This is a genomic window from Gemmobacter sp. LW-1 (assembly GCF_001303875.1).
Lineage (GTDB): Bacteria > Pseudomonadota > Alphaproteobacteria > Rhodobacterales > Rhodobacteraceae > Gemmobacter > Gemmobacter caeni.
This window is the reverse complement of record NZ_LJSC01000031.1, coordinates 69,871-91,273: the sequence shown is the minus strand read 5'-3', so window position 1 is coordinate 91,273 and position 21,403 is coordinate 69,871. Positions and strand designations below refer to the sequence as shown.

The 21,403-nt window shown below is 66.0% G+C and carries 27 protein-coding genes; 10 read left to right on the top strand and 17 right to left on the bottom strand.

Going from position 1 to position 21,403, the window contains the following annotated elements; translation table 11 throughout:
- Positions 1 to 73 precede the first annotated feature (73 nt).
- From phnC to AO684_RS06585, 5 genes are all read left to right on the top strand, one after another.
- Positions 74 to 895, top strand: a complete 822-nt coding sequence (gene phnC / locus AO684_RS06605) for a phosphonate ABC transporter ATP-binding protein (RefSeq protein ID WP_054301950.1) — start codon at positions 74 to 76, stop codon at positions 893 to 895.
- Between the two features lie 50 nt (positions 896 to 945).
- Positions 946 to 1,842: a phosphonate ABC transporter substrate-binding protein gene (gene phnD / locus AO684_RS06600; RefSeq protein WP_054301949.1), complete on the top strand. Its 897-nt coding sequence runs from the start codon at positions 946 to 948 to the stop codon at positions 1,840 to 1,842.
- 76 nt (positions 1,843 to 1,918) lie between these two features.
- Positions 1,919 to 2,797, top strand: coding sequence for a phosphonate ABC transporter, permease protein PhnE (gene phnE / locus AO684_RS06595; RefSeq protein WP_054301948.1), 879 nt, complete (start codon positions 1,919 to 1,921; stop codon positions 2,795 to 2,797).
- Between the two features lie 2 nt (positions 2,798 to 2,799).
- Positions 2,800 to 4,131 carry a phosphonate ABC transporter, permease protein PhnE gene (gene phnE, locus AO684_RS06590; protein WP_054301947.1) on the top strand — a complete coding sequence of 444 codons (1,332 nt, stop codon included), beginning with the start codon at positions 2,800 to 2,802 and terminating at the stop codon, positions 4,129 to 4,131.
- Between the two features lie 4 nt (positions 4,132 to 4,135).
- Positions 4,136 to 4,753, top strand: a complete 618-nt coding sequence (locus AO684_RS06585; RefSeq protein ID WP_054301946.1) for a chloramphenicol acetyltransferase — start codon at positions 4,136 to 4,138, stop codon at positions 4,751 to 4,753.
- Here the strand turns inward: AO684_RS06585 and AO684_RS06580 are convergent.
- The 5 genes from AO684_RS06580 to AO684_RS06560 all read right to left on the bottom strand — a co-directional run bounded on the left by AO684_RS06580 (position 4,750) and on the right by AO684_RS06560 (position 9,209).
- Positions 4,750 to 5,427, bottom strand: a complete 678-nt coding sequence (locus tag AO684_RS06580) for a glycosyltransferase family 2 protein (RefSeq protein WP_054301945.1) — start codon at positions 5,425 to 5,427, stop codon at positions 4,750 to 4,752. The genes AO684_RS06585 and AO684_RS06580 overlap by 4 nt on opposite strands.
- The gene (locus tag AO684_RS06575; RefSeq protein ID WP_054301944.1) at positions 5,424 to 5,999 is read right to left on the bottom strand and encodes a DedA family protein; all 576 of its coding nucleotides are present in this window, start codon (positions 5,997 to 5,999) and stop codon (positions 5,424 to 5,426) included. Before AO684_RS06575 ends, AO684_RS06580 begins: the two co-directional genes overlap by 4 nt.
- A gap of 10 nt (positions 6,000 to 6,009) precedes the next feature.
- Positions 6,010 to 7,143 (bottom strand): ceramide glucosyltransferase, encoded by a 1,134-nt coding sequence (locus AO684_RS06570; RefSeq protein WP_054301943.1) that lies wholly within the window; start codon positions 7,141 to 7,143, stop codon positions 6,010 to 6,012.
- Positions 7,143 to 7,955: a UDP-2,3-diacylglucosamine diphosphatase gene (locus AO684_RS06565; protein WP_054301942.1), complete on the bottom strand. Its 813-nt coding sequence runs from the start codon at positions 7,953 to 7,955 to the stop codon at positions 7,143 to 7,145. The genes AO684_RS06570 and AO684_RS06565 overlap by 1 nt, the downstream gene beginning before the upstream one ends.
- A 111-nt stretch (positions 7,956 to 8,066) precedes the next feature.
- The gene (locus AO684_RS06560; RefSeq protein WP_054301941.1) at positions 8,067 to 9,209 is read right to left on the bottom strand and encodes an alpha-D-ribose 1-methylphosphonate 5-triphosphate diphosphatase; all 1,143 of its coding nucleotides are present in this window, start codon (positions 9,207 to 9,209) and stop codon (positions 8,067 to 8,069) included.
- Positions 9,210 to 9,304: 95 nt separating this feature from the next.
- Here AO684_RS06560 and AO684_RS06555 point away from each other — a divergent pair, with 95 nt between their 5' ends.
- A complete protein-coding gene (locus tag AO684_RS06555; RefSeq protein WP_054301940.1) occupies positions 9,305 to 9,994 on the top strand; it encodes a DUF1045 domain-containing protein in 690 nt (229 codons plus the stop codon).
- Here AO684_RS06555 and phnN read toward each other — a convergent pair.
- The 9 genes from phnN to phnG are packed head-to-tail and all read right to left on the bottom strand — an operon-like array spanning position 9,976 to position 16,549.
- Positions 9,976 to 10,500, bottom strand: a complete 525-nt coding sequence (gene phnN, locus AO684_RS06550; RefSeq protein WP_054301939.1) for a phosphonate metabolism protein/1,5-bisphosphokinase (PRPP-forming) PhnN — start codon at positions 10,498 to 10,500, stop codon at positions 9,976 to 9,978. The genes AO684_RS06555 and phnN overlap by 19 nt on opposite strands.
- A gap of 1 nt (position 10,501) precedes the next feature.
- Entirely contained in the window at positions 10,502 to 11,185 is a 684-nt protein-coding gene (gene phnL, locus AO684_RS06545; protein WP_054301938.1) for a phosphonate C-P lyase system protein PhnL, read from the bottom strand.
- The gene (locus tag AO684_RS06540; protein ID WP_054301937.1) at positions 11,182 to 12,141 is read right to left on the bottom strand and encodes a magnesium transporter CorA family protein; all 960 of its coding nucleotides are present in this window, start codon (positions 12,139 to 12,141) and stop codon (positions 11,182 to 11,184) included. The genes phnL and AO684_RS06540 overlap by 4 nt, the downstream gene beginning before the upstream one ends.
- Positions 12,142 to 12,144: 3 nt before the next feature.
- Positions 12,145 to 12,942, bottom strand: coding sequence for a phosphonate C-P lyase system protein PhnK (gene phnK / locus AO684_RS06535; protein ID WP_235451224.1), 798 nt, complete (start codon positions 12,940 to 12,942; stop codon positions 12,145 to 12,147).
- A 56-nt stretch (positions 12,943 to 12,998) separates the two neighbouring features.
- The gene (locus AO684_RS06530) at positions 12,999 to 13,865 is read right to left on the bottom strand and encodes an alpha-D-ribose 1-methylphosphonate 5-phosphate C-P-lyase PhnJ (protein WP_054301936.1); all 867 of its coding nucleotides are present in this window, start codon (positions 13,863 to 13,865) and stop codon (positions 12,999 to 13,001) included.
- A complete protein-coding gene (locus AO684_RS06525) occupies positions 13,862 to 14,458 on the bottom strand; it encodes an HAD family phosphatase (protein ID WP_054301935.1) in 597 nt (198 codons plus the stop codon). Before AO684_RS06525 ends, AO684_RS06530 begins: the two co-directional genes overlap by 4 nt.
- Positions 14,455 to 15,537: a carbon-phosphorus lyase complex subunit PhnI gene (locus AO684_RS06520; RefSeq protein WP_054301934.1), complete on the bottom strand. Its 1,083-nt coding sequence runs from the start codon at positions 15,535 to 15,537 to the stop codon at positions 14,455 to 14,457. Before AO684_RS06520 ends, AO684_RS06525 begins: the two co-directional genes overlap by 4 nt.
- Positions 15,537 to 16,106, bottom strand: a complete 570-nt coding sequence (gene phnH / locus AO684_RS06515) for a phosphonate C-P lyase system protein PhnH (RefSeq protein ID WP_054301933.1) — start codon at positions 16,104 to 16,106, stop codon at positions 15,537 to 15,539. Before phnH ends, AO684_RS06520 begins: the two co-directional genes overlap by 1 nt.
- Positions 16,103 to 16,549, bottom strand: a complete 447-nt coding sequence (gene phnG / locus AO684_RS06510; protein ID WP_054301932.1) for a phosphonate C-P lyase system protein PhnG — start codon at positions 16,547 to 16,549, stop codon at positions 16,103 to 16,105. The genes phnH and phnG overlap by 4 nt, the downstream gene beginning before the upstream one ends.
- Positions 16,550 to 16,666: 117 nt before the next feature.
- On the opposite strand from phnG, the gene phnF reads away from it, so the two are divergent.
- Positions 16,667 to 17,377 carry a phosphonate metabolism transcriptional regulator PhnF gene (gene phnF / locus AO684_RS06505; RefSeq protein ID WP_054301931.1) on the top strand — a complete coding sequence of 237 codons (711 nt, stop codon included), beginning with the start codon at positions 16,667 to 16,669 and terminating at the stop codon, positions 17,375 to 17,377.
- Between the two features lie 2 nt (positions 17,378 to 17,379).
- Here phnF and rlmH read toward each other — a convergent pair whose 3' ends face one another.
- The 3 genes from rlmH to AO684_RS06490 all read right to left on the bottom strand — a co-directional run bounded on the left by rlmH (position 17,380) and on the right by AO684_RS06490 (position 18,957).
- Positions 17,380 to 17,850 (bottom strand): 23S rRNA (pseudouridine(1915)-N(3))-methyltransferase RlmH, encoded by a 471-nt coding sequence (gene rlmH, locus AO684_RS06500; RefSeq protein ID WP_054301930.1) that lies wholly within the window; start codon positions 17,848 to 17,850, stop codon positions 17,380 to 17,382.
- Positions 17,850 to 18,221: a ribosome silencing factor gene (gene rsfS, locus AO684_RS06495; RefSeq protein ID WP_054301966.1), complete on the bottom strand. Its 372-nt coding sequence runs from the start codon at positions 18,219 to 18,221 to the stop codon at positions 17,850 to 17,852. The genes rlmH and rsfS overlap by 1 nt, the downstream gene beginning before the upstream one ends.
- Before the next feature lie 184 nt (positions 18,222 to 18,405).
- Positions 18,406 to 18,957, bottom strand: a complete 552-nt coding sequence (locus AO684_RS06490; RefSeq protein WP_054301929.1) for a hypothetical protein — start codon at positions 18,955 to 18,957, stop codon at positions 18,406 to 18,408.
- A gap of 66 nt (positions 18,958 to 19,023) precedes the next feature.
- On the opposite strand from AO684_RS06490, the gene AO684_RS06485 reads away from it, so the two are divergent.
- The 3 genes from AO684_RS06485 (at position 19,024) to leuC (ending at position 21,393) form a co-directional block, all read left to right on the top strand.
- Positions 19,024 to 19,554, top strand: coding sequence for a hypothetical protein (locus AO684_RS06485; protein ID WP_152968368.1), 531 nt, complete (start codon positions 19,024 to 19,026; stop codon positions 19,552 to 19,554).
- A 28-nt stretch (positions 19,555 to 19,582) separates the two neighbouring features.
- The gene (locus AO684_RS06480; protein WP_211317725.1) at positions 19,583 to 19,768 is read left to right on the top strand and encodes a helix-turn-helix transcriptional regulator; all 186 of its coding nucleotides are present in this window, start codon (positions 19,583 to 19,585) and stop codon (positions 19,766 to 19,768) included.
- Between the two features lie 206 nt (positions 19,769 to 19,974).
- Positions 19,975 to 21,393 carry a 3-isopropylmalate dehydratase large subunit gene (gene leuC / locus AO684_RS06475; RefSeq protein WP_054301926.1) on the top strand — a complete coding sequence of 473 codons (1,419 nt, stop codon included), beginning with the start codon at positions 19,975 to 19,977 and terminating at the stop codon, positions 21,391 to 21,393.
- Positions 21,394 to 21,403: the final 10 nt, after the last annotated feature.

Sequence of the window (21,403 nt, the reverse complement as noted above, 5' to 3'; positions counted from 1 at the left end):
CGTCACCTGACTTTGGCGTGGCTGTCATGCGGCCCGCATAGCAATCGCCCCGACTCGAACGGAAGGGACGGGGATGCTGCAAGTCCGCAATGTATCGCGCGTGTTCGGCCAGAAGGCCGCGGTGGACGCGATCAGCTTTGATATCGACCGCCCCGCCTTCGTGGGGATCATTGGCCGGTCCGGTGCGGGCAAGTCGACCTTCCTGCGCATGATGAACCGCCTGACCGACGCCAGCGCCGGACAGATCATGGTTGAGGGTCGTGATATCCTTGCGCTGAAAGGTGCCGCCGCCCGCGCCTGGCAAAGTGACTGCGCGATGATCTTCCAGCAGTTCAACCTTGTGCCACGCATGGATGTGGCCTCGAACGTGCTGCATGGCATTCTGAACCGTCGGTCCACCCTGCAAACGCTGTTCAACCTCTGGCCCCGCGCCGACATCCTGAAGGCGCTGGAAATCCTTGACCGGCTGGGCATCGCCGAGCAGGCGCCGAAACGGGCCGAGGCGCTTTCGGGTGGCCAGCAGCAGCGCGTCGCCATCGCGCGGGCGCTGATGCAGGACCCCCGTATCATCCTTGCTGACGAACCCATTGCCAGCCTCGACCCGATGAATGCGCAGATTGTGATGGACACGCTGAAGCGCATCAATGTCGAGGATGGCCGCATGGTCATTGCCAACCTGCACACGCTGGATACCGCGCGGCGCTATTGCGACCGGGTGATCGGCATGCGGGACGGCCGCATCGTCTTTGACGGCACGCCGGAACAGCTTTCGACCGGCGTCGCGCGCGACATCTACGGCGCCGACGACAGCTTCAACGAGGCCGCGACCTCGACCGCCATTCCCGCCGATACCGCGCCCGACCGGGCCTGGGCCGAGCGGATGCTGGCCAACTGAACCCGTTTCACCCGCCCCGCAGAATGCAGGGCAGAACCCGGAGCACATCGATGAAACACCTCCTCCTCGCCCTTGCCGCGACCACCGCGCTGACCGGCGCCGCCAGTGCCGAAGGCATCACCCAGTTCAACGTGGGTATTCTTGGCGGCGAAAACGCCCAGGATCGCATGACCTCGAACGAATGCTATCGCGCGAAGATCGAAGAGGCGCTGGGCGTGCCGGTCAAGGTCTTTACCCCGGCCGATTATGACGGCGTGATCCAGGGCCTGCTGGGCGGCACGCTTGACCTCGCGTGGCTGGGCGCCTCGGGTTATGCCAAGATCTACCTGACCGACCCGGAAGCGGTGGAGCCGGTTCTGACCAAGCAGAACATGGACGGCTCGACCGGCTACTACTCGATCGGTTTCGCCCGCAAGGATTCGGGCATCGCCTCGATCGAGGATGCCAAGGGCAAGGTCTTTGCCTTCGGTGAACCGAACTCGACCTCGGGCTATCTGGTGCCGGGTGCAGAGCTGCAAGAGAAGTATGGCAAGCTGGAAGATTACTTCGGTGAAGTGAAATTCTCGGGCGGCCACGAGCAAACCATCGTCGGCGTTGCCAAGGGCGATTTCGCGGCTGGCGTGAGCTGGGCTGACGGTCTGGGCAATTGGGAAGACGGCTACAATTCCGGCGCCTTCCGCAAGGCTGCCGATGCGGGCCTCGTCGACATGAATGACCTCGTGGAAATCTGGAAGTCGAAGCTGATCCCGGAAGGTCCGATGGTGGTGCGCAAGGCGCTGCCGCAGGACGTCAAGGACAAGGTGATCGCGCTGACCGCCGATCTTCATGAAACCGACAAGGATTGCGCCTATGGCGTGGCTGCGGGCGAAGCCAAAGACTTCGTTCCGGTTACCCATGACGAGTATCTGGGCATCGTTGCGGCCCGGAAGCTGCAAGAAGGCATGTGAGTTTTTCTGACGTGTCGCCGGGTTCCCTGAAGGGAGCCCGGCAATTTCTTTTCCGGCCCCGCAACAGGACTGCACAATGGTAGATATCGCCTTCGGCCCGCAGGGCGACAAAGGCCCCGGCCCCACGAACGGGCGCGACGCCTATCTTGATCTGGTGCGTCGCCGCCGCATGTATGGCGGGATTCTGCTGATGCTGTTCGTGGCGCTGATGGCCTCGGGTTTCCGTCTCGCCGAAAGCCGCAATGCGGGCGGGTTCATCGACGGGTTGCCGCAGGTCTTTGCCTTTCCTTCGGAAGTGATTTCCGAAGCCTGGGCCAAACGGGCCGAGGTGCCGGGCCTGATCTGGGCGCATGTGCCCTCGCTGATCGAGACGATCAACATCGCGGCGGTGTCCACACTTGCGGGCGGGCTGGCCGCCATGGTGCTGGCCTTGCTGTCCACGCGGGGGCTGTCGCGCTGGCCGCGCCTCACCGGCGTGTTCCGCCGCATGATGGATGCCTTTCGCGCCGTGCCCGAAATCGTCATCGCGCTTGTGCTGATCTACCTTCTGGGCGGTGGCCCGGTTCCGGCAGTCATCGCCATCGCCCTGCATACCTCGGGGGCACTGGGGAAGCTGTTTTCCGAAGTGGCCGAAAATGCCGATCTGAAGCCGGTCGAGGGGCTGACCTCGGTGGGTGCCACATGGGGCCAGAAGATGTGGCTCGGTGTCATCCCGCAGGTGGCGCCGAACTGGCTCAGCTATGCGCTGCTGCGCTTTGAAATCAATGTGCGCGCCTCGGCCATCCTTGGCTTCGTGGGCGAGGGCGGTATTGGCCACGATCTGAAACTGGCGATGCAATGGGGGCAGGGGCGATATGACGAGGTCGTCGCGATCTTCCTGCTTTTGTTCCTGACAATTGTGGCCATCGACCGCCTGTCGGACCGCGCGCGTGAAAAACTGGTGAGGGGGCGCTGAACATGGCCGTGACCGATTTTACCGGGGCCCGCGCTCCGCTGACCGAAACGGTCATCCGGCGTTTTACCTTGCGTCGCCGCATGGCGCTGGCGGTGCCCGCGGTGATCTGCGCCTATTTCGTCTATATCTTCTTTGCCTTCGATATCGCGGGCATTGCCGCGCGGATGCGGCCTGACAATGCGGTCATCCTTTTGTCGGATTTCTGGTCCTACAAGACCCATGTGACCCGCGACAACCGCAGCGGCAGGCTGAGCGTCGCCATCGAAGGCGAGGCGAAAGGGGCTTATCCCGAAGGCCAGTTGCCCGACTGGGTGACGCAGGCGGGCGACACCACGGTCATCGACCTCGGCGGCGGCAATATCGTCACTTATGACGCGGCCGGTGCGCGCTATGTGGTGCCGGGCTACGGCACCATCGACATCGCGCCCGAAGACGGCAAGCTGCGCCTGACCGCGCCTGAACCGCTGCCAGACTGGATCAACGCCTCTGACAACCGGGTCAGCGTCACCACGGATGCCGGGCGCTTCGCCTATACCCGGTCGAAGGTTGAAACCTTCCGCTACCAGCCAGGGTGGGAGCTGTTCTTCTTCACACTCGACAGTCCCTTCGCAGGCAAGGGCGTGGGCGAACTGGCCGCGCTGGCGCTGTGGGGGGATCGGGTGGACCCTGCGCGCGGTAATCTGGGCTATATGCTGTCCGAGTTCTGGAACAACCGCATGTGGCGTCATGGCGACGTCGCCTGGGCGATGTTTGAAACCGTGCTGATGGCCTTCCTTGGCACCATGGGGGCGGCAGTGATCGCCCTGCCGCTGGGCTTTCTGGCCGCGCGCAACTTCATGCCGCTGGGGCCGCTGCGCTTTGCCATGCGCCGTGTGTTCGATTTCATCCGCGGCGTGGACGGGCTGATCTGGACCATCATCCTCAGCCGGGCCTTCGGCCCCGGCCCGATGACCGGCGCGCTGGCCATCCTGCTGACCGACACCGGCAGTTTCGGCAAGATGTTCTCGGAAGCGCTGGAAAACATCGACGAGAAACAGGTGGAGGGCATCCGCTCCACCGGCGCCAGCGCCGTGCAGCGCGCACGGTTCGGGGTGATCCCGCAGGTGACGCCGGTGCTGGTGAGCCAGGTGCTTTACTACCTCGAATCCAACACCCGCAGCGCCACGGTGATCGGCGCCATCGTCGGCGGCGGCATCGGCCTGCTGTTGACCCAGGCCATCATCACCCAGAAAGACTGGGAAGAGGTCGCCTATTACATGGTGCTGATCGTGCTGATGGTCATGGCGATGGACAGCCTGTCGGGCTGGCTGCGCAAGAAGCTTATCAAGGGATAAACCCGTGCCGAAACTCTCCGCCACCGAAGCCTTCGTTCATCCGGGCTGCCAGATCGTCAATTCCACCTTCGGCGCCTATTGCGAGGTGGGCGAGGGCAGCCGCGTGCTGAACTCCGACTTCGGGGATTATGCCTATTGCGACCGCATGGCCGACATCGCCAATACGAGCGTCGGCAAATTTTCGAACATCGCCGCCATGACAAGGATCGGGCCGACGGATCACCCGTTCACCCATGCCGCGCAGCATCATTTCCTGTATCGCTCCTCTTACTATTGGGAGGATGCCGTGGATGATCCGGCCTTCTTTGCCGCCCGCGCGGCCCGGCGCAGCACGCTGGGGCCTGATTGCTGGATCGGCCATGGTGCGATCATCAAGCCCGAGGTGGCCATCGGCGCCGGTGCCATCGTCGCCTCTGGTGCGGTGGTCACGCGCGATGTGGCACCCTTCATGATCGTGGCAGGCTGCCCCGCCGTGCCGCTGCGTGCGCGGTTCACGCCGCAGGTGGCTGACCGCCTGCTGGCGCTGGGCTGGTGGGACTGGGATCACGCGACACTGCGCCGGGCGCTGCCCGATTTCCGCAGCCTGCCTGCCGAGGCTTTCCTTGAGAAATACGGCGGCTAGCGCACCTGCCGCGTCAGGCTGGCGATCTGGCTCAGCACCGTCAGCGGGCCAGTAGCGCGCAGAATGTCGACGATCATCAGCACGTCCGAGGCTATGCCACGCCACAGCCCGCGTTTGGTGGCTTTGGCGGGGCTTGCGACACCGGGCCAGCGCACGACTGCCGGGCGCATGCCGTGTTTCAGCATCAGCCGGTTCAGGAACACCTCGAAGCCGAACTTCGGCAGGCTGTCCAGTGCTGCCAGATGCGGCGCGATCAGGGCCCGCGGCAGCATTCTTTCGCCCGAGATGTAGTCCACCCCCAGCCAGTGCCAAAGCCGGGGTGCATTGCCGCGCAGCGACAGGCTGACATCGGCACGGCCCTCCAGAACCGGCCAGACCAGCCGCGTGATATCCGCCGCAGTCAGCCCGGTCAGATCTGCGTCGATCAGCAGCAGCCAGTCGCCGTCACTGGCGGCGATGCCCTGCGCCAGCGCCCGCGTCTTGCCCCGGTTCGGCACAAGGCGCAGCACCTCGGCCCCGGCCTGCTGCGCGACTTCGGCGGTGCCGTCGCGTGACCCGTCATCGATGACCAGAACCCGGTCGATCTGCGGATGACCGACCAGCACGGACAGAACGGCGCCGATCCGCGCGGCCTCGTCATGGGCGGGAACCAGACAGGTGATCTTGCTGCTCATTGCCCGATCCTTCTTTTGCGCAGGAACCACAGGCCTGTGGCCAGAAGAACCACAGCCGTCAGCACCAGCGCACCGTGGAAGATCCAGTCGTCGATCCGTTGCCAGGCAGAGCCGAAAATCCAGCCCAGCCCGACGAACAGCAGGCTTTTCGGGATCGAGGCCAGCAGGTTGACCATCAGGAACTTCCCGAAATCCATTCTTGCGATGCCCGCCGCCGTCAGCACCGCCGCGCCTGCCGAATGGGTCAGCTTGCCCACCACCAGCAACCGCGTGCCCTGCGCCCGGAAGGCCCGCACCAGCCGGGCAAGGCGTGGCCGGGTCAGTCCGATCCGGTCGAGCCAGCGTTGCCGTACCAGGCGGCGCCCGTGGCGTCCCAGCGCGTAGAACAGCGCGTCGCCAGCCACATCGGCCACGATGACGCAGATCACCACGGCAGGCAGGTCCATCAGCCCCAGACGGGCCAGATAGGCCGCGATGACCGTGACCACCGGCCCTTCGATCAGGGCCAGAGGGGCCAGCACCAGCAAGCCATGATGCTGAATCAAGGCGACCAGATCGGGTTGGGGCATCATCGGGGGCGGGTCACTCGGCCGGGTGCAGCGCCGGGGCAGGCACGGAGCCCATGGTATTGCCACGCCAGTCGAAGCCACGGCGCAGGAAGGTGGCGCCCCAGATTGCCGGTATCATCAGGTCGCGCAGGGGCAACACCGCGATGTCCTGCCAGCCCGAGGGCCAGCCCGCGCGCCGCATCAGTCGCGCCTCTGCCGCATACCACAGGCCAAGGTAGGCCAATGCCAGCGCAGGCGGCAGTCCGGCACCCGCCAGCGCGCCGAGGCACAGCAGCGCAGGCAGCACGGCGCCATTCGCCGGTTCCGCCCCGAACAGCCGGGGAAATCCGTCGCGACGGATGCGGCTCCACCGCAGTTGCCGGTTCCAGACCTGCGCAAGGCCGCGCCGCCCCACCGGCTGTGCGAAGGGCAGGGGCGTCAGGCGAATCCGCAGGCCCAGCTCGCGGATCAGACGGGTCGCTGCCGCATCCTCGGCGAGTTCCCGGCCCAGCACGGTCAGTCCGCCGAAACGCTCGATCAGCGGTTTGTTGAAGAACAGGGTCTTACCTTGGGCATAGCCCTTTCCGAGGGTGTCAGCGGCGAATTGCAACCGCGCCTGATTGCCGTTCAGGAAAGCGCATTCCAGCCGCCCCGCCAACCCCTGCGGACGAATACCCACGGCGGGGGAGGACACAAGCCCCGTTGCCGGACCCCAGCTTGCCACCACGCGCGCCAGATAGTCGGGCGGCAGCAACAGGTTCGCATCGGTCATGCAGACCCATTCCGCCGTATCGGAATACCAGCCTTTCCAGACATTGTTGATCTTCGGGTTGCGCGTCACCCGCGCCTCGCCCACCAGCAGACGGGCCGACACCTGCGGATGCTCCGCGATCAGGTGGCGGATCAGCGGCAGAACCGGATCGTCGGGCGATGCGGCGCAGAAGATCACGTCGTAATCGGGGTAATCCTGCACGAAGGAACTGCGCAGCGTCTCGGCATCGAACGGGTCCAGCCCGCAGACCGGGCGCAGCAGGGTCACGCGCGGTGTGCCGATCAGTCCGGGGGCAGCCGGGCGGTCAGCCCTCAGCCGCCCGAGGAACAGCAGGACCGAGGCATAATGCGCCACCAGAAATCCGGTAGCGGCAAGGGCAAGCAGAAAGGCGATCATCAGGCACCTGCAAATTCGGGTTCAGCGGCGGCGCGACCCGGCAGCAGCGCGGGTGCCTTGCGCGCATCCAGCAGGCGCAGGCTACCGTCGGCGGTTTCGGCCAGCGCGGTCAGGCTGTCGATCCAGTCGCCGCAATTGGCATAGGTCAGGCCGAAATCGTCATGCAGCCCGGCAATGTGGAAATGCCCGCAGATCACGCCGTCAACCTGTTTGCGGCGCGCAAGGCGCAGCACCTTCCGCTCGTGCGCGCGGCCCAGATACAGCAGCGCATTGACCGAGGTCAGCAGCATGTCCACCGCGCTGCGCGCTTCGGGCGGGGTATCGGGGCGGCGGCGGGTCAGCAGGCGTTCGAACCGGCGCAGGCCATGGTCGATCCGGCTGCCCAGCCGGGTGAAGATATGGGCACGGAACAGCCGCCCGTCGCAGGCATCGCCGTGCAGCACAAGATAGCGACGCCCGTCGGCGGTGGTATGGATCAGTGCTTCCTGCGCCTCGGCCGGAACGCGGCAATGCTGCGGCGCGCGGTCGGGGAAGGGATCGTGGTTGCCGCGCAGGTAAAGGATGCGCGCGCCCTCGGCCTTGCGCGCGACCAGATGGTCGATCACCGCCTGATCGGCCGCGCTCCAGTGAGGCAGCAGCGGGTGCCAGAGGTCGAGGATGTCGCCCACCAGCACATAGGTCTCGGCCCGGTGCGCCTGAAGGAAAGCCAGCACCAGATCCGGCCGCGCGCCAAGCGCGCCCAGATGCAGGTCGGACAGAAACAGCGTCCGATACGGGCAAGCGGCGGCGGGTCGGCGGTCCGGCTGGGTCACGGCAAGGCTCCGTCACGGGTCGTGAGCAGACCATGAGCGCGGAAGGCCACGATTTGATGACGTTTCGCTTGCAGTTTCACGACGATTGCGGCGGTGCAGCGAAACCTGCGCTCAGGCGACGCGGCGGCCCTGCACCCAGACGCCCCGCACCGCCCCTGCCTGCCCGATCCGCGTGACGCGGATGACATCGGCACGACCGCCGGGCACCAGATGGCCGCGATCTTCCAGCCCGGTCGCCTCGGCCGGGGCGGCGGTCACGGTGGCGATGCCGCGCGCGGTATCGCCCCAGACATCGCCCAGCATCAGCGCCGCCGACAACAGCGACGAGGGCACATAATCCGACGACACGATATCGAGCAGATCGGCCTGCGCCAGATCCTGCGCCGCGACATTGCCGGAATGGCTGCCACCGCGAATGAGGTTCGGTGCCCCCATCATCACGCGGATGCCATGGTCATGGCAGGCCTGCGCGGCCTCGGTCGTGGTGGGAAATTCGGCGAAATCCACCCCATGCCCCGCCGAAACCGCAACCTGCGGCGCGGTCGTGTCGTCATGGCTGGCCAGCACCGCACCAAAGCGCCGCGCCTCGGAGACGACAGCGGCCTCGTGCACCGCGCCCACCTGATCGCGCAGGGCGCGCTGGTCGGCGACGTGCTTGTGAAACTCTGCCTCGCTGAGGCCATGCTTGCCGCAAAGGTAGTCCTTCAGCTTGGTCACATCGCGGAACTGCCGCTCGCCGGGTGTATGGTCCATCAGGCTGACGATGCCGATGCGATCTTCGGCACCGAACTTCGCCAGTTCAGCCACCAGCGTTTCCGAACAGACCTCGGCGCGCAGATGCAGGAAATGGCTGATCCGCAGCGCGCCCTGCGCCCGCAGGTCCAGAATTTCATCGGCCAGTGCGCGCGCATATTCGCCGTAATTGGCCTTCTTGTTCGACACGACAGACCCGACGCGCAGCGCGTCGAAAACTGTGGTGATACCGACGCTGGCAAGCTCGGCGTCATGGGCGATGATGGCGGCCTGATGCGGCCAGCCGACACGCGGGCGCGGCTCGATATGGCGTTCCAGATTGTCGGTATGCAACTCGATCAGGCCGGGCATCACCAGGTCGCCCGCGCAGTCGATGGCACCCGCAGGCACGGCGGCCCCCTCGGCGATGTCAGTAATCCGCCCGTCGGACAGCCGCACCTGGCCGCGCAGGGTTTCTCCCGGCAGAACAAGGGTGGCATTGGCAAGGATCGTATCGGTCATTTCAGAAAGTCCTGTCTTGCGGTTCCGGGCGCAGGCGGCTGCAATGGCACGAAACCGTCACGCCTTTGTGACAGTCGCAGGGTAGGCCAGCCGCCATGGAAAAGATGAAACGCTATGCTGTCTATTACGCGCCGCGCCCCGGCGCCTTTGCCGCGCGGGCGGCGGAATGGTTGGGCTGGGACCCGGTCGCGGCCGAGCCCCGGCCACAGCCGCAATTGCCGGGTCTTCCTGCCGCTGTTGCCGATCTGACGGCAGAGCCGCGTAAATACGGCTTTCACGGCACGATCCGCGCGCCCTTCCGCCCGGCAGACGGGCTGGGGCAGGATGAGGTTGCGGCGGGGGTTGCCGAACTCGCCAGCCGTCTGAAGCCCGCCGTCTGTGACCGCCTGCGGCTGGTCAATCTGCACGGATTTCTGGCGCTGATCCCCGAAGGCGGTGAGGCCGCGCTTCAGGCGCTTGGCGCGGCGGTGGTCGAAGGCACCGATGCTCTGCGCGCGCCGCTGAACGAGGCCGAAATCGCCCGCCGCCGCCCTGAACGGCTCAGCTCGCGACAGCGCGCCCTGCTGGACCGCTGGGGCTATCCCTTCGTGATGGAGGAATTCCGCTTCCACCTGACGCTTACCAGCAGCCTGAGTGCGCCGGACGCCGCAGCGGCTCGCAACGTGCTGGAGCCGCATTTTGCCCCGGTCCTGCCGCAACCTTTCGCCATCGAGGATCTGTGCCTGTTCGGAGAGGATGGCGCGGGGCGTTTCCATTTTCTGCATCGCTACGCCCTGACCGGCTGAAGCGCCGCCAGAAACCGCGCTATGCCCTCGGACAGACTGCCGTCATTGCGCACCTCGGTGGCCTGAATGCCTTCGGGCAGTGCGAAGGCCGCACGGGCCAGCCGGGCGCGGATATCGGCCTCGGGCTCGCGCCCCCGCGCGGCCAGCCGCTGCGCCAGCACCGCATCCGGCGCGGTGACAAGGATCACGCGCAGACCGGGAAACCGCGCCTGCGCCTGCGGCAGGGCCAGGCGCGAGCCGTTGAAGATCACCACCCCCGGCGCAGCGAGCTGCGCTTGCGGGATGGCATAGCTCAGCCCATGCGCCTGCCAGTCCAGAGCGAAGTCCCCGGCGGCCTTGCGTGCGGCGAAATCCTCGGGGCTGACCCCTTCGAAATCCTCGCCCCCGGCCTCGGTCGGTCGGGTGATCACCCGACGCACCAGTCGCAGACCTGGCCGCGCTGCCACCGCACCGGAGATCAGCGTATCCTTCCCGGCCCCGGAAGGCCCGACCACCGCGACCAGCATATCAGGCCGCCAGACGCGGGGTGAAGCCGGTCACATCGACCAGCCGGTCACACACGCGATCCCGCGCGCCCTCGTCATGGAAGATCCCCACGATGGCCGCGCCGCGCGCCTTGGCTTCCTCGATCAGCCCCAGCACGACCTCGCGGTTGGCGGCATCCAGACTGGCCGTCGGCTCGTCCAGCAAAAGCGCGGGATAGGGATGTGCGAAGCCGCGCGCGATGTTCACGCGCTGCTGTTCCCCGCCCGAGAAGGTGGTGGGCGACAGACCCCAGAGCCGTTCGGCAATGTTCAGCCGCGCCAGCAGATCCGCCGCCCGCGCCCGCGCCGCATCGACCGGCACGCCCAGTTGAAGCAGCGGCTCCGCCACCACATCCAGCGTCGGCACGCGCGGCACCACGCGCAGGAACTGACTGACATAGCCCAGAACCTCGCGCCGCAGGCGGATGATCTCGCGCGGGGCGGCGCGAGCGACATCCAGATCGCCGACCCGGATGCTACCCCCCGCGGCCAGGTAATTGCCGTAGATCATCCGCATCAGCGTGGATTTCCCCGACCCCGACTGCCCGGTCAGCCCGACACATTCGCCCGGCGCGACGGCCAGCGCCGCCCCCGCCATCACCGGGATCACGGCGCTGCCCTGATTGTGCAGGGTAAAGGCCTTGGAAAGATTGGTAATCTCGATCATAGCCAGCGTTTCCACTTGAAGAAAAGATAGGTCAGCACCGCCGAGGCCAGCATCAGCGCCAGCGCCATCGGATAGCCGAATGCCCATTGCAATTCCGGCATATGGGCAAAGTTCATCCCATAGGCCGAGGCGATCACCGTGGGCGGCAGGAAGATCACTGCCACCACCGAAACGATCTTCACCGTCTTGTTCTGGGCAAGGTTCACCATGCCCAGGGTCACGTCAGAGGCCATGGCGACGCGGCTGGTCAGAAAGTCGCCATGTACTTCCAGCGCCCGGATATCGCGCATCAACCCCTTGACCACCGGGCGCAACCCATGGCCCGCGCCGGCCTCGTCCAGCGCCTGCCCGAAATAGCTGATCGCACGTTCCAGCGTCAGCAGCGACTGCCGCACCCGGCTGATGAGATCGCTTTCGCGCGCGACCTGCCGCAGCGCCTCCTGCAGGGCGTCGTCGCTGGCCTTCGCACCTTCCTCGAATACCCGCGCCATCAGAGCATCCAACGCCCGGCCCGAGCCTTCCATCAGGTCGGCCAGCCGCCCGACGATTTCCTCCATCAGCGACAGGAAGACCCGGCGCGGATCGGCGCAGCCCGGCCCCACTTTGTCTGCCCGTTCCGGATAGGTCTCGAACGGGCGCGGCGCGTGGTGGCGCACGGTCACCAGCCGGTCCGGGTGCAGGATGAAACAGACCGGGCCGGACATCGGCGCCTTGGTCTCGCTCAACCCCGGCAGCACCACGGTCAGATAATCGACGCTGCCCTCGCGGTAGAGTCGGTTCGACACCTCGATCTCTTCCATATCGGCCAGCGTCGGCACCTCGACCCCCAGAACCTGCGCCAAAGCCACCTGACCGGAGAGCGGGCGGTACAGATCCACCCAGACCGCCTGCGCAAGGTCGGTCCCTTGCGGCAATTGCTTCAGTTTCCGGTCGGCGGGGGCATAGGCGTAAAGCATGGTTCAGACCTGCAAGACAGAGGATACCAGCAATTGCGTATACCCGTGCTGCGGGTCGTCCAACACCTGATCGGTCAGCCCCTGTTCCACCACCCGGCCCGATTTCATCACCATCAGCCGGTCGGCGAGCAGACGCACCACCGCAAGGTCATGGGTGACGATCACGACCGAAAGCCCCAGATCGCGCACAAGCCCGCGCAAAAGATCCAGCAAGCGCGCCTGCACGCTGACATCCAGACCGCCGGTCGGTTCATCCATGAACACCAGTCGCGGGCCGGTCACCAGATTGCGCGCGATCTGCAAACGCTGCTGCATCCCGCCGGAAAAGGCGGAGGGCCGGTCGTCGATCCGGTCGGCGGCAATCTCCACCCGGCCCAGCCAGTCGGCCGCGGTGTCGCGGATGGTGCCATAGTTGCGCGCACCCACCGCCATCAGCCGCTCGCCGACATTGCCGCCCGCGCTGACACCCATGCGCAAACCGTCGCGGGCATTCTGATGCACGAAGGCCCATTCGGTGCGGCTCAGCCGCCGCCGCTCCGGCTCTCCCAGCGCGCCCATGTCACGGCCATCGTAAAGGATGCGCCCCGCATCCGGCTTCAGATGCCCGGCCAGACAGCCCAGCAGCGTGGATTTGCCCGAACCGCTTTCGCCCACGATCCCCAGAACCTCACCGGGGAACAGGTCGAACGTCACATCGGTACAGCCGATCCGGCTGCCATAAAGCTTCATCACGCCCTGAACCGACAAAAGCGGCCGGTCCTCTTTGACCCTGGCACAAATATCCATATCCACCGCCCCCATCACGCGATCCCCTTGGGCAGGAGCGCCAAAATTCTTCAAAGAATTTTGGGCCCCGGTCATTCTGCCGCTCCCGGCTGGCCCAGCCGTCCGACATGTCCTGCCGCGCGGCGTCCCGCACAGAAATCGGTGTCGGAGCAGACATACATCCGGCTGCCCCGGTCATCGGTGATGACCTCATCCAGATAACTGTCACCGGCGCCGCACAGGTCGCAGTCATGCGGGGCCTTCGACGCCTCGAACGGGTGATCCTCGAAATCGAGGCTCACGACCTGCGTATAGGGCGGCAGCGCATAGATGCGCTGTTCGCGGCCCGCGCCAAATAGCTGAATTGCCGGATTGTCCGACAGTTTCGGATTGTCGAATTTCGGGATCGGCGAGGGGTCCATCACATAGCGTTCCTCCACCTTCACCGGATAGGCATAGGCGGTGGCGATGGTGCCGTGGCGCGCGATGTCCTCATAGAGTTTCACATGCATAAGCCCGTATTCCTCCAGCTCGTGCATCTTGCGCGTTTCGGTCTCGCGCGGTTCCAGAAAGCGCAGGGGTTCCGGGATCGGTACCTGATAGACAAGGATCTGACCCTCGCAGAGCGGTGTTTCCGGGATGCGGTGGCGGGTCTGGATCACGGTGGCTTCGGCGGTCGCCTCGGTCACCGCCACGCCGGCGGTGCGCTGAAAGAATTTGCGGATCGACACGGCGTTGGTGGTGTCGTCGGCGCCTTGGTCGATGACCTTCAGCCGGTCGTCGGGCGTCAGGCAGGCCGCCGTCACCTGCACCCCGCCCGTGCCCCAGCCATAGGGCATCGGCATCTCGCGGCTGGCGAAAGGCACCTGATAGCCGGGCACCGCGATCCCTTTCAGGATGGCGCGGCGGATCATCCGTTTGGTCTGCTCGTCCAGATAGGCGAAGTTGTAGTCGCTCACAGCAGCCCCCGCGCGGTCAGTGCCGCTTCCAAAGCCTCAGGCGTGGTGAAATGTTCGGCCTGCATGCCGAAGGCGCGGGCGCCCTCGACATTCTTCAGGCTGTCGTCGATGAACAGGCAATCGCCCGGCTCCAGCCCGGCACGGTCGCAGAGGCGTGCGTAGATCCGTGCCTCGGGTTTGAGTATCCCTTCCTGCCCCGACACGACGGTCACGTCGAAGGCGTAGCCCAGCCGGGGATGCGCCGCGATACCCGCAGGCCAGGTTTCGGCAGACCAGTTGGTGATCGCATGGATGGCCAGCCCGCGCGCGCGCAGCCGGTCCATCAGCGCCCATGTGCCCTCGATAGCTTCGGGCACTGTGGCGGCGTAACGGTCGACATAGGTGGCGAACAGGGCACGGTCGGCCGGGTCGGCAATCTCTGCCGCCAGCGCGGCAAAGCTTTCGCCGCCGTCGGCGCGCAGATTCCGCGCCATGAAGTCGGTGCGGGTCAGGAAATCCTCCACCGCGTCGCGGCTGCCCAGATCAGGCAGGAAGGCCGGATGCGGTTCCCAGCGGATCAGCACATTGCCGATATCAAACACGATGGCCTTCATTCCGCTGCCTCCTGCATCTGCATCGCCTCGGCCCGCAGACGGCGCACCAGTTCCAGCTCGGACTGGAAGTCGACGTAATGCGGCAGTTTGATATGTTCCAGAAAGCCGGTGGCCTGGATGTTGTCGCAATGGCTCAGCACGAATTCCTCGTCCTGCGCCGGGGCGCCGGTGAAATCCTCGCCCAGTTCCTGCCAGCGCAGCGCGCGGTCGACGAGGCTCATGGCGATGGCCTTACGCTCGGTCTGGCCGAAGGTCAGGCCATAGCCTCGGGTGAATTGCGGGGGTTCGGTCTTCGAGCCTTTGAACTGATTGACGGTTTCACATTCCGTCAACTCCACCTCGCCGATCTCGATGGAGAAACCCAGTTCGGGAATCTCCATTTCCACCGGCACGCGGCCGATGCGCAATTCACCGACGAAGGCATGAGTACGGCCGTAGCCGCGCTGGGTGGAATAGGCCAGCGACAGGATGAAGCCTTCATCCCCCCGCGTTATGGCTTGCAGGCGCAGCGGGCGGTTCGCGGGCAGTTCCAGCGGTTCGCGCGTCAGGTCGGGCGGAGGGGTGTCGTCGCGCGGTGCGGCCTCGATCAACCCGTCGCGGTCCAGAAGGCTGGTAACATGCGGCACCGGCTCGGGTCGCGCCGGCACCTGTGGCGCGAGAGGCGCCTCTCCCTCAGCGGCCAGTTTGAAATCCAGCAGGCGGTGCGTGTAGTCGAAGGTCGGCCCCAGCACCTGCCCGCCGGGCAGATCCTTGAACGTGGCGCTGACGCGCCGGTCGACCGCCATCGCCGCCGTCTCCACCGGCTGCGAGGCGCCAAGGCGGGGCAGCGTCGTGCGATAGGCGCGGATCAGGAAAATCGCCTCGATCAGATCGCCGCGCGATTGCTTGATCGCCAGCGCCGCCAGATCGGGATCATACAGCGAGCCTTCAGCCATCACCCGGTTCACCGCCAGTTTCAACTGTTCGCGGATCTGCGGCAGGGTCAGTTCGGCGACCGATGGATCGCCGCGCCGTTCCTCGGCCAGCCAGGCATGGGCATTGTCGATGGCGCGTTCGCCACCCTTGACGGCGACATACATCAGGCTTCCTCCACGAGGGTGGATCGGGGCAGGGCGGCGAGCGTGTCGCCGCTGGTGAAATAGCAATCGAAGCCCAGCGGAAAGAGCGCGCGATTGGCGCGGAACGCCGCGATCTCGGGCAGCGACAGTTGCGCGGTGTCACGGATGCCGGGGCCACGGAGCGTTGCGCCGGTTGTGGAAAGCGCGGGCAGTTCCACGATCAGCGTGGTGGAACGATCCGGGTAATCCGGCTGGCCGATGCGGAAGCGGGTCAATGGCTGCAGCGCCGCCCAGCCGCCCACCGCGAAATCGGCCTGATCCGCCGGGGCGAAGGGGGCGCCGGTATGGAAGGTGATCCAGTCGCGCACCGCCGGGCAATCGACAGCCCCGGCCAGATGCACCGGCGTCGTGGTATCGGCCAGCGTCAGCAGCAGTGCCCCGGCAGCGGGCGACAGCGGGGCGGGCGGGGTGACGCCAGCCATGCGATGCAGCGTGCCGGGGCGGGCCATCGCCTCCAGCGCGGCGCGGAATGCGATGGCGGCATCGGTTGCGGCATTCGTGAAGCCGCCGGTCAGGGCTTCGGGCGTCATTGATCCCCTCCGCGTACCATGGTGAAGAATTCGACCTTCGTTGCGGCGGCCTTGGCGGCGCGGGTCGTGCGGCGCGCCTCTGCCTCAAGCCGAAGGGGATGCAGCACCTGCGCCTCGACCCGTGCGGCTTCGGGCGTCTGCATCAGCGCATCCACCACGGCGGCGCGGCGGGCGTGATCCTTGTCGCGGCCCTGCACATAGGCATGGCCCACGGCGCCGCAGTCCAGCCGCAGCGAGCAGCGAGTCACCGTCATCTCGCCCAGATTGAACGGGGCGCCGGTGCCGCCGACACGACCCCGCACCATGATGGAACCCACTTCGGCCGGGCGCAGCAGTGCGGTTTCGGGCAGGTCGGGCAGCAGGGCGGCAAGCCGCGCTGGCGGTGCCTTGGCCAGAAGGGACATCCAGCCCTTCCGCGCCAGATCTTCCGGGCGTTCGGTCATCTGATCCTCGACAGGTTGCGGATTTGTCTAGATTACTATACAACTAGACAAGTGATAGCTGATGAGCCGAGTCGGCACAACGCCCAATGGCGTGAAACTTTTGCGACAGGATGGATGATGGCCCGCAGCCCGATCTGGAAATCCATTGCCGGGACGCTCGCGGCAGAGATCGCAGGGGGGCTGTACCGCCCCGGCGACAAATTGCCGTCAGAGGCGGATCTGGCCAGCCGGTTCGGCGTCAATCGCCATACGGTGCGGCATGCGCTGGCCGCGCTGGCCGAGGCGGGCACGGTGCATGCCCGGCGTGGGGCCGGGGTTTTCGTCACAGCACGACCCACCGACTATCCGCTGGGCCGCCGGGTGCGGTTTCACCAGAATGTCGCCGCCTCGGGGCGCACGCCCTCGCGCAGGCTGACCCGGCTGGAGACCCGCCCCGCCAGCACGGAGGAGGCGGAGGCGCTGGCGCTGGCCCCCGGCGCTCTGGTGCATGTCATGGAAGGCGTGTCGCTTGCTGACGGGCAGCCGCTGGCGGCGTTCCGGTCGGTCTTTCCTGCGGAAACTTTGCCCGGCCTGCTGGCGCTGCTGGAGGAACATCAATCGGTCACCACCGCGCTGGGCGCGCTGGGGGTTGCCGATTACACCCGCGCCGAAACCCGGCTGACCGCGAAGCGGGCCGGGGCGGTGCTGGCGCTTGCCTTGCAGGTGCAGGAGGGAGCACCAATCCTGCGATCCGTGGCGGTGAATGTGGATGCGGCTGGGCGGCCCCTGGAATACGGCACGACATGGTTTGCCGGGGACCGGGTGACACTGACAGTCACGCCTGACTGACCTCAGGCGCGGTGATAGGGGGCGCCCGAAAGGATCGAAGCCGCGCGGTAAAGCTGCTCGGTCAGCATCACCCGCACCAGCATATGCGGCCAGACCATCTTGCCGAAGCTGATCGAAAAATCGGCCCGCGCCCGCAGTGCGGGGGCGATACCGTCGGCCCCGCCGATGACGAAGGCGACATCCTGCCGCCCGCCATCGCGCCATTTTGCCAGATGATCGGCAAATTCCGGGCTGGACAAGAGCTTGCCGCGTTCGTCCAGCGTGACCAGCAAGGCGCCCGAGGGCAGGGCGCGTTCGAGCAGCGCGGCCTCGGCCTCCATGCCGCCTCCCTTGCGGTCCTCGACCTCGTGCTCGGTGAAGGGGCCAAGCGCAAGTGCGCGGCCTGTGCGGTCGAAGCGCGTTGTGTAATCGTCGATCAGGTTCCGCTCGGGGCCGGCACGCAGCCGACCCACGGCGCAGAGATGCACGCGCATCAGGCCCCGGAGGTCGGGGCAGGGCGCTGCTGGCCCGCAGGCAGCCACATCTTTTCAAGCTGATAGAACTCGCGCACTTCCGGGCGGAACACATGCACGATGACATCGGCGGTGTCGATCAGAACCCAGTCGCCGGTTTCCTTGCCCTCGACCTTGCACTGACGGCCATAGTCCTGCTTCAGCCGGTCGACCAGCTTTTCGGAAATCGCCGCCACCTGACGCGAGGACCGCCCCGAGCAGATGACCATGTAATCGGCCATGTCGGAACGCCCGCGCAGGTCGATCTGCACGATATCCTCGGCCTTGTCGTCGTCAAGCGAGGCGATGATGCGGGCAAGAAGTTCTTCGCTGCTGGGGCCGGCGTCGTTCATGCGCTCGGCCCTAGGTCCGACCGGCAGGCCGGTCGCGGGATCAGAATGAGACAGGACATCGTCCTCCAGATAGCGCGCCAAAGGCCCCGGCGCCGGGGTTTGCAGGTTCAGGCTAACACCGAAGCCCGCGCGACTCAATGCGCGCGGACCCGGGCGAAAGCTGGCGCTTACACGCTTCCGCCGATCACGGCAAGGCGGGGTTCCCGCAGGGGCGCAGGCCTGCCATCGCCTCAGCACCGATCAGGGCTGTAATCGGTGTGGGCCGGACGAGGGGCTGGAAGCCATGCTCCTGCTCCAGCTTTATCAGTACCCCGCCCTCTGCTGTCGGGGGCAGGGGGCCGCCGGTCAGGCAGGCATCCAGCGCGACACCGAGGCTGCCGTGACTCTGCCCGTCCTGCGGCCATGCGGCTACGGCAGATTGCGCGGCCCGCATCCGCGCGGCATCGGCGCGGGACAGGCCGAAGGCCATAACCACCCCTTTCGCTTCCGGCAGGGATGGGGCGGGCCGGGGCTCCAGCACGAAGGTTTCGGCAACGGAATGCCCGGCCCGATCCGCCTTGAACTCCAGTCTGGCGCCCTGCGGTTGTGGTCGCAGCCCATCGGGCAGGACCAGGGCGAGCTCAATCCCCGACGGATCAGCCGTCAGCGGGTCAAGCGCCTGCAGGCGCATGAGGGTCGAAGGCACAAGGCTGGAACAGGCGGCAAGTAGCAGCGGCAACAGGGCGGCGATGCGCATGCGATTCTCCTTTGACAGTTATTAATTATTGTTTTACAGAAAAATTACTTTGCAAGAGGAAAAATCATGCCGCCAAGAATATTGCGACTGTCATTTGTGTTGTGGTGGGTTGTGACCCTGCTGCTGCCCGGCCTGCCGCTGCTGGTCCTGCTGTGGGGATGGCATGGGGTGCGGGAGCCCGGCTGGCTTCTGACGGCGTTTCCGGGGCTGCCGCCGGAAACCAGGCTGACGGCGGGGAAATCCTCGGGCACGCTGGCCCTGGGTCTGCTGGCGCTGGGGCCTATGCTGGCCGCGCTTTGGCATATGCGGGGGCTGTTCGCACTTTATGCTGCCTCCGAGGTGCTGACGCCGATGGCGGCGCGGCGTATCCGGGCGATTGGCGTGGCGCTGGCCTTGCTGGCCGTGGCCCAGACGGTTCTGCCCGGCTTGCAGCTTCTGCTGCTGACGGCGGACAATCCGCCGGGTGCCCGGATTGTTTCGATTGCCCTGACCTCGGAAATGCTCTGGCTGGCGCTGGCGGGCGGCTTGCTTGTGACCATCGGCTGGGCCATGACCGAGGCGGCACGGGTGGCGGAGGAGAACCGGGGCTTTGTCTGAGGTGGAGATCGTGGTTCGACTGGACGTCATGCTCGCACGCCGCAAGATGCGCTCGCGCGAGCTGGCGGAAAGGATCGGGATTACCGAGGCCAATCTCAGCCTGCTGAAATCCGGCAAGGTAAAAGGTATCCGGTTCGAGACGCTGGCGGCGATCTGCGCGGTGCTGGACTGTCAGCCGGGTGACCTGCTGGAGGCCATCCCGCGCGAGAGCTGACTTGCCTTGCAAGGGGATTCGGGCGTATGAAACGGCCCATGAACGGGTTCATCTACTTCAACATCACCGATCACGCGCGGCTTCCGGCCCGCTTTTTCGGCATGACCCGCACGGTGCTTGCCCGGCTTTGATGCCGCGCCCGGCCTTCGTCTGCGAAGGCACCCTTCCCCCATCCCACAGCTATCCCATTGATGAAGGTGAGAGCCATGACCGCTCCGCGTACACTCTACGACAAGATCTGGGACGATCACGTCGTCCATCAGGCCGAAGACGGCACCTGCCTGCTGTATATCGACCGCCATCTGGTGCATGAAGTCACCAGCCCGCAGGCATTTGAAGGTCTGCGCATGACCGGCCGCAAGGTCCGCGCGCCGGAAAAGACCATTGCCGTGCCGGACCACAACGTCCCCACCACCGCAGGTCGCGACACCCATATCGACAACGAGGAATCGCGGATCCAGGTCGAGGCGCTGGACAAGAATGCCAGGGATTTCGGCATCAACTACTATCCCGTGTCCGACATCCGTCAGGGCATCGTGCACATCGTCGGCCCGGAACAGGGCTGGACGCTGCCGGGCATGACCGTGGTCTGTGGTGACAGCCATACCGCCACCCACGGCGCCTTCGGCTCGCTGGCGCATGGCATCGGCACCTCGGAGGTGGAGCATGTTCTGGCGACGCAAACGCTGATCCAGAAGAAGTCGAAGAACATGAAGGTGGAGATCACCGGCAAGCTGCGTCCGGGCGTCACCGCCAAGGACATCACGCTGTCGGTCATCGGCGCGACCGGCACGGCGGGCGGCACCGGCTATGTCATCGAATATTGCGGCGAGGCGATCCGCGACCTGTCGATGGAAGGCCGCATGACCGTCTGCAACATGGCGATCGAGGGTGGCGCGCGCGCTGGCCTGATCGCGCCGGACGAAAAGACCTTCGAATATATCAAGGGCCGCCCCCACGCGCCGAAAGGCGCCGCCTGGGAAGCCGCGATGACCTACTGGAAATCGCTGTTCACCGATGAAGGCGCGCATTTCGACAAGGTGGTGGTGCTGAAGGGCGAGGACATCGCCCCGGTGGTGACCTGGGGCACCAGCCCCGAAGACGTGCTGCCGATCACCGGCACAGTGCCCGCGCCCGAAGACTTCACCGGCGGCAAGGTCGAGGCCGCGCGCCGGTCTCTGGAATATATGGGTCTGACCCCCGGTATGAAACTGTCGGACATCAAGATCGACACTGTGTTCATCGGGTCGTGCACCAATGGCCGGATCGAGGATCTGCGCGCCGCCGCCGCCATCCTGAAGGGCAAGAAGATCAAGCCGGGGATGCGCGCGATGGTCGTGCCGGGCTCGGGCCTCGTGCGGGCTCAGGCCGAGGAAGAAGGTCTGGCGCAGATCTTCATCGACGCGGGCTTTGAGTGGCGTCTGGCCGGGTGTTCCATGTGCCTCGCCATGAACCCCGACCAGCTGTCGCCCGGCGAGCGCTGCGCCGCGACCTCGAACCGCAATTTCGAGGGCCGTCAGGGCCGCGGTGGCCGCACCCACCTGCTGTCCCCCGCCATGGCGGCGGCGGCGGCGGTGACCGGCCACCTGACGGATGTGCGCGAGATGATGGCCGAGACGGTCTGAGGAGTATCTG

Excerpts from the sequence above, each read along its gene's own strand:
- phnC (WP_054301950.1), top strand. The coding sequence starts at position 74 with ATGCTGCAAGTCCGCAATGTATCGCGCGTGTTCGGCCAGAAGGCCGCG.
- phnD (WP_054301949.1), top strand. The coding sequence starts at position 946 with ATGAAACACCTCCTCCTCGCCCTTGCCGCGACCACCGCGCTGACCGGC.
- phnE (WP_054301948.1), top strand. The coding sequence starts at position 1,919 with ATGGTAGATATCGCCTTCGGCCCGCAGGGCGACAAAGGCCCCGGCCCC.
- phnE (WP_054301947.1), top strand. The coding sequence starts at position 2,800 with ATGGCCGTGACCGATTTTACCGGGGCCCGCGCTCCGCTGACCGAAACG.
- AO684_RS06580 (WP_054301945.1), bottom strand. The coding sequence starts at position 5,427 with ATGAGCAGCAAGATCACCTGTCTGGTTCCCGCCCATGACGAGGCCGCG.
- AO684_RS06575 (WP_054301944.1), bottom strand. The coding sequence starts at position 5,999 with ATGATGCCCCAACCCGATCTGGTCGCCTTGATTCAGCATCATGGCTTG.
- AO684_RS06570 (WP_054301943.1), bottom strand. The coding sequence starts at position 7,143 with ATGATCGCCTTTCTGCTTGCCCTTGCCGCTACCGGATTTCTGGTGGCG.
- AO684_RS06560 (WP_054301941.1), bottom strand. The coding sequence starts at position 9,209 with ATGACCGATACGATCCTTGCCAATGCCACCCTTGTTCTGCCGGGAGAA.
- AO684_RS06555 (WP_054301940.1), top strand. The coding sequence starts at position 9,305 with ATGGAAAAGATGAAACGCTATGCTGTCTATTACGCGCCGCGCCCCGGC.
- phnN (WP_054301939.1), bottom strand. The coding sequence starts at position 10,500 with ATGCTGGTCGCGGTGGTCGGGCCTTCCGGGGCCGGGAAGGATACGCTG.
- phnL (WP_054301938.1), bottom strand. The coding sequence starts at position 11,185 with ATGATCGAGATTACCAATCTTTCCAAGGCCTTTACCCTGCACAATCAG.
- AO684_RS06540 (WP_054301937.1), bottom strand. The coding sequence starts at position 12,141 with ATGCTTTACGCCTATGCCCCCGCCGACCGGAAACTGAAGCAATTGCCG.
- phnK (WP_235451224.1), bottom strand. The coding sequence starts at position 12,942 with ATGGGGGCGGTGGATATGGATATTTGTGCCAGGGTCAAAGAGGACCGG.
- AO684_RS06525 (WP_054301935.1), bottom strand. The coding sequence starts at position 14,458 with ATGAAGGCCATCGTGTTTGATATCGGCAATGTGCTGATCCGCTGGGAA.
- AO684_RS06520 (WP_054301934.1), bottom strand. The coding sequence starts at position 15,537 with ATGTATGTCGCCGTCAAGGGTGGCGAACGCGCCATCGACAATGCCCAT.
- phnH (WP_054301933.1), bottom strand. The coding sequence starts at position 16,106 with ATGACGCCCGAAGCCCTGACCGGCGGCTTCACGAATGCCGCAACCGAT.
- phnG (WP_054301932.1), bottom strand. The coding sequence starts at position 16,549 with ATGACCGAACGCCCGGAAGATCTGGCGCGGAAGGGCTGGATGTCCCTT.
- phnF (WP_054301931.1), top strand. The coding sequence starts at position 16,667 with ATGGCCCGCAGCCCGATCTGGAAATCCATTGCCGGGACGCTCGCGGCA.
- rlmH (WP_054301930.1), bottom strand. The coding sequence starts at position 17,850 with ATGCGCGTGCATCTCTGCGCCGTGGGTCGGCTGCGTGCCGGCCCCGAG.
- rsfS (WP_054301966.1), bottom strand. The coding sequence starts at position 18,221 with ATGAACGACGCCGGCCCCAGCAGCGAAGAACTTCTTGCCCGCATCATC.
- AO684_RS06490 (WP_054301929.1), bottom strand. The coding sequence starts at position 18,957 with ATGCGCATCGCCGCCCTGTTGCCGCTGCTACTTGCCGCCTGTTCCAGC.
- AO684_RS06485 (WP_152968368.1), top strand. The coding sequence starts at position 19,024 with ATGCCGCCAAGAATATTGCGACTGTCATTTGTGTTGTGGTGGGTTGTG.
- AO684_RS06480 (WP_211317725.1), top strand. The coding sequence starts at position 19,583 with ATGCTCGCACGCCGCAAGATGCGCTCGCGCGAGCTGGCGGAAAGGATC.
- leuC (WP_054301926.1), top strand. The coding sequence starts at position 19,975 with ATGACCGCTCCGCGTACACTCTACGACAAGATCTGGGACGATCACGTC.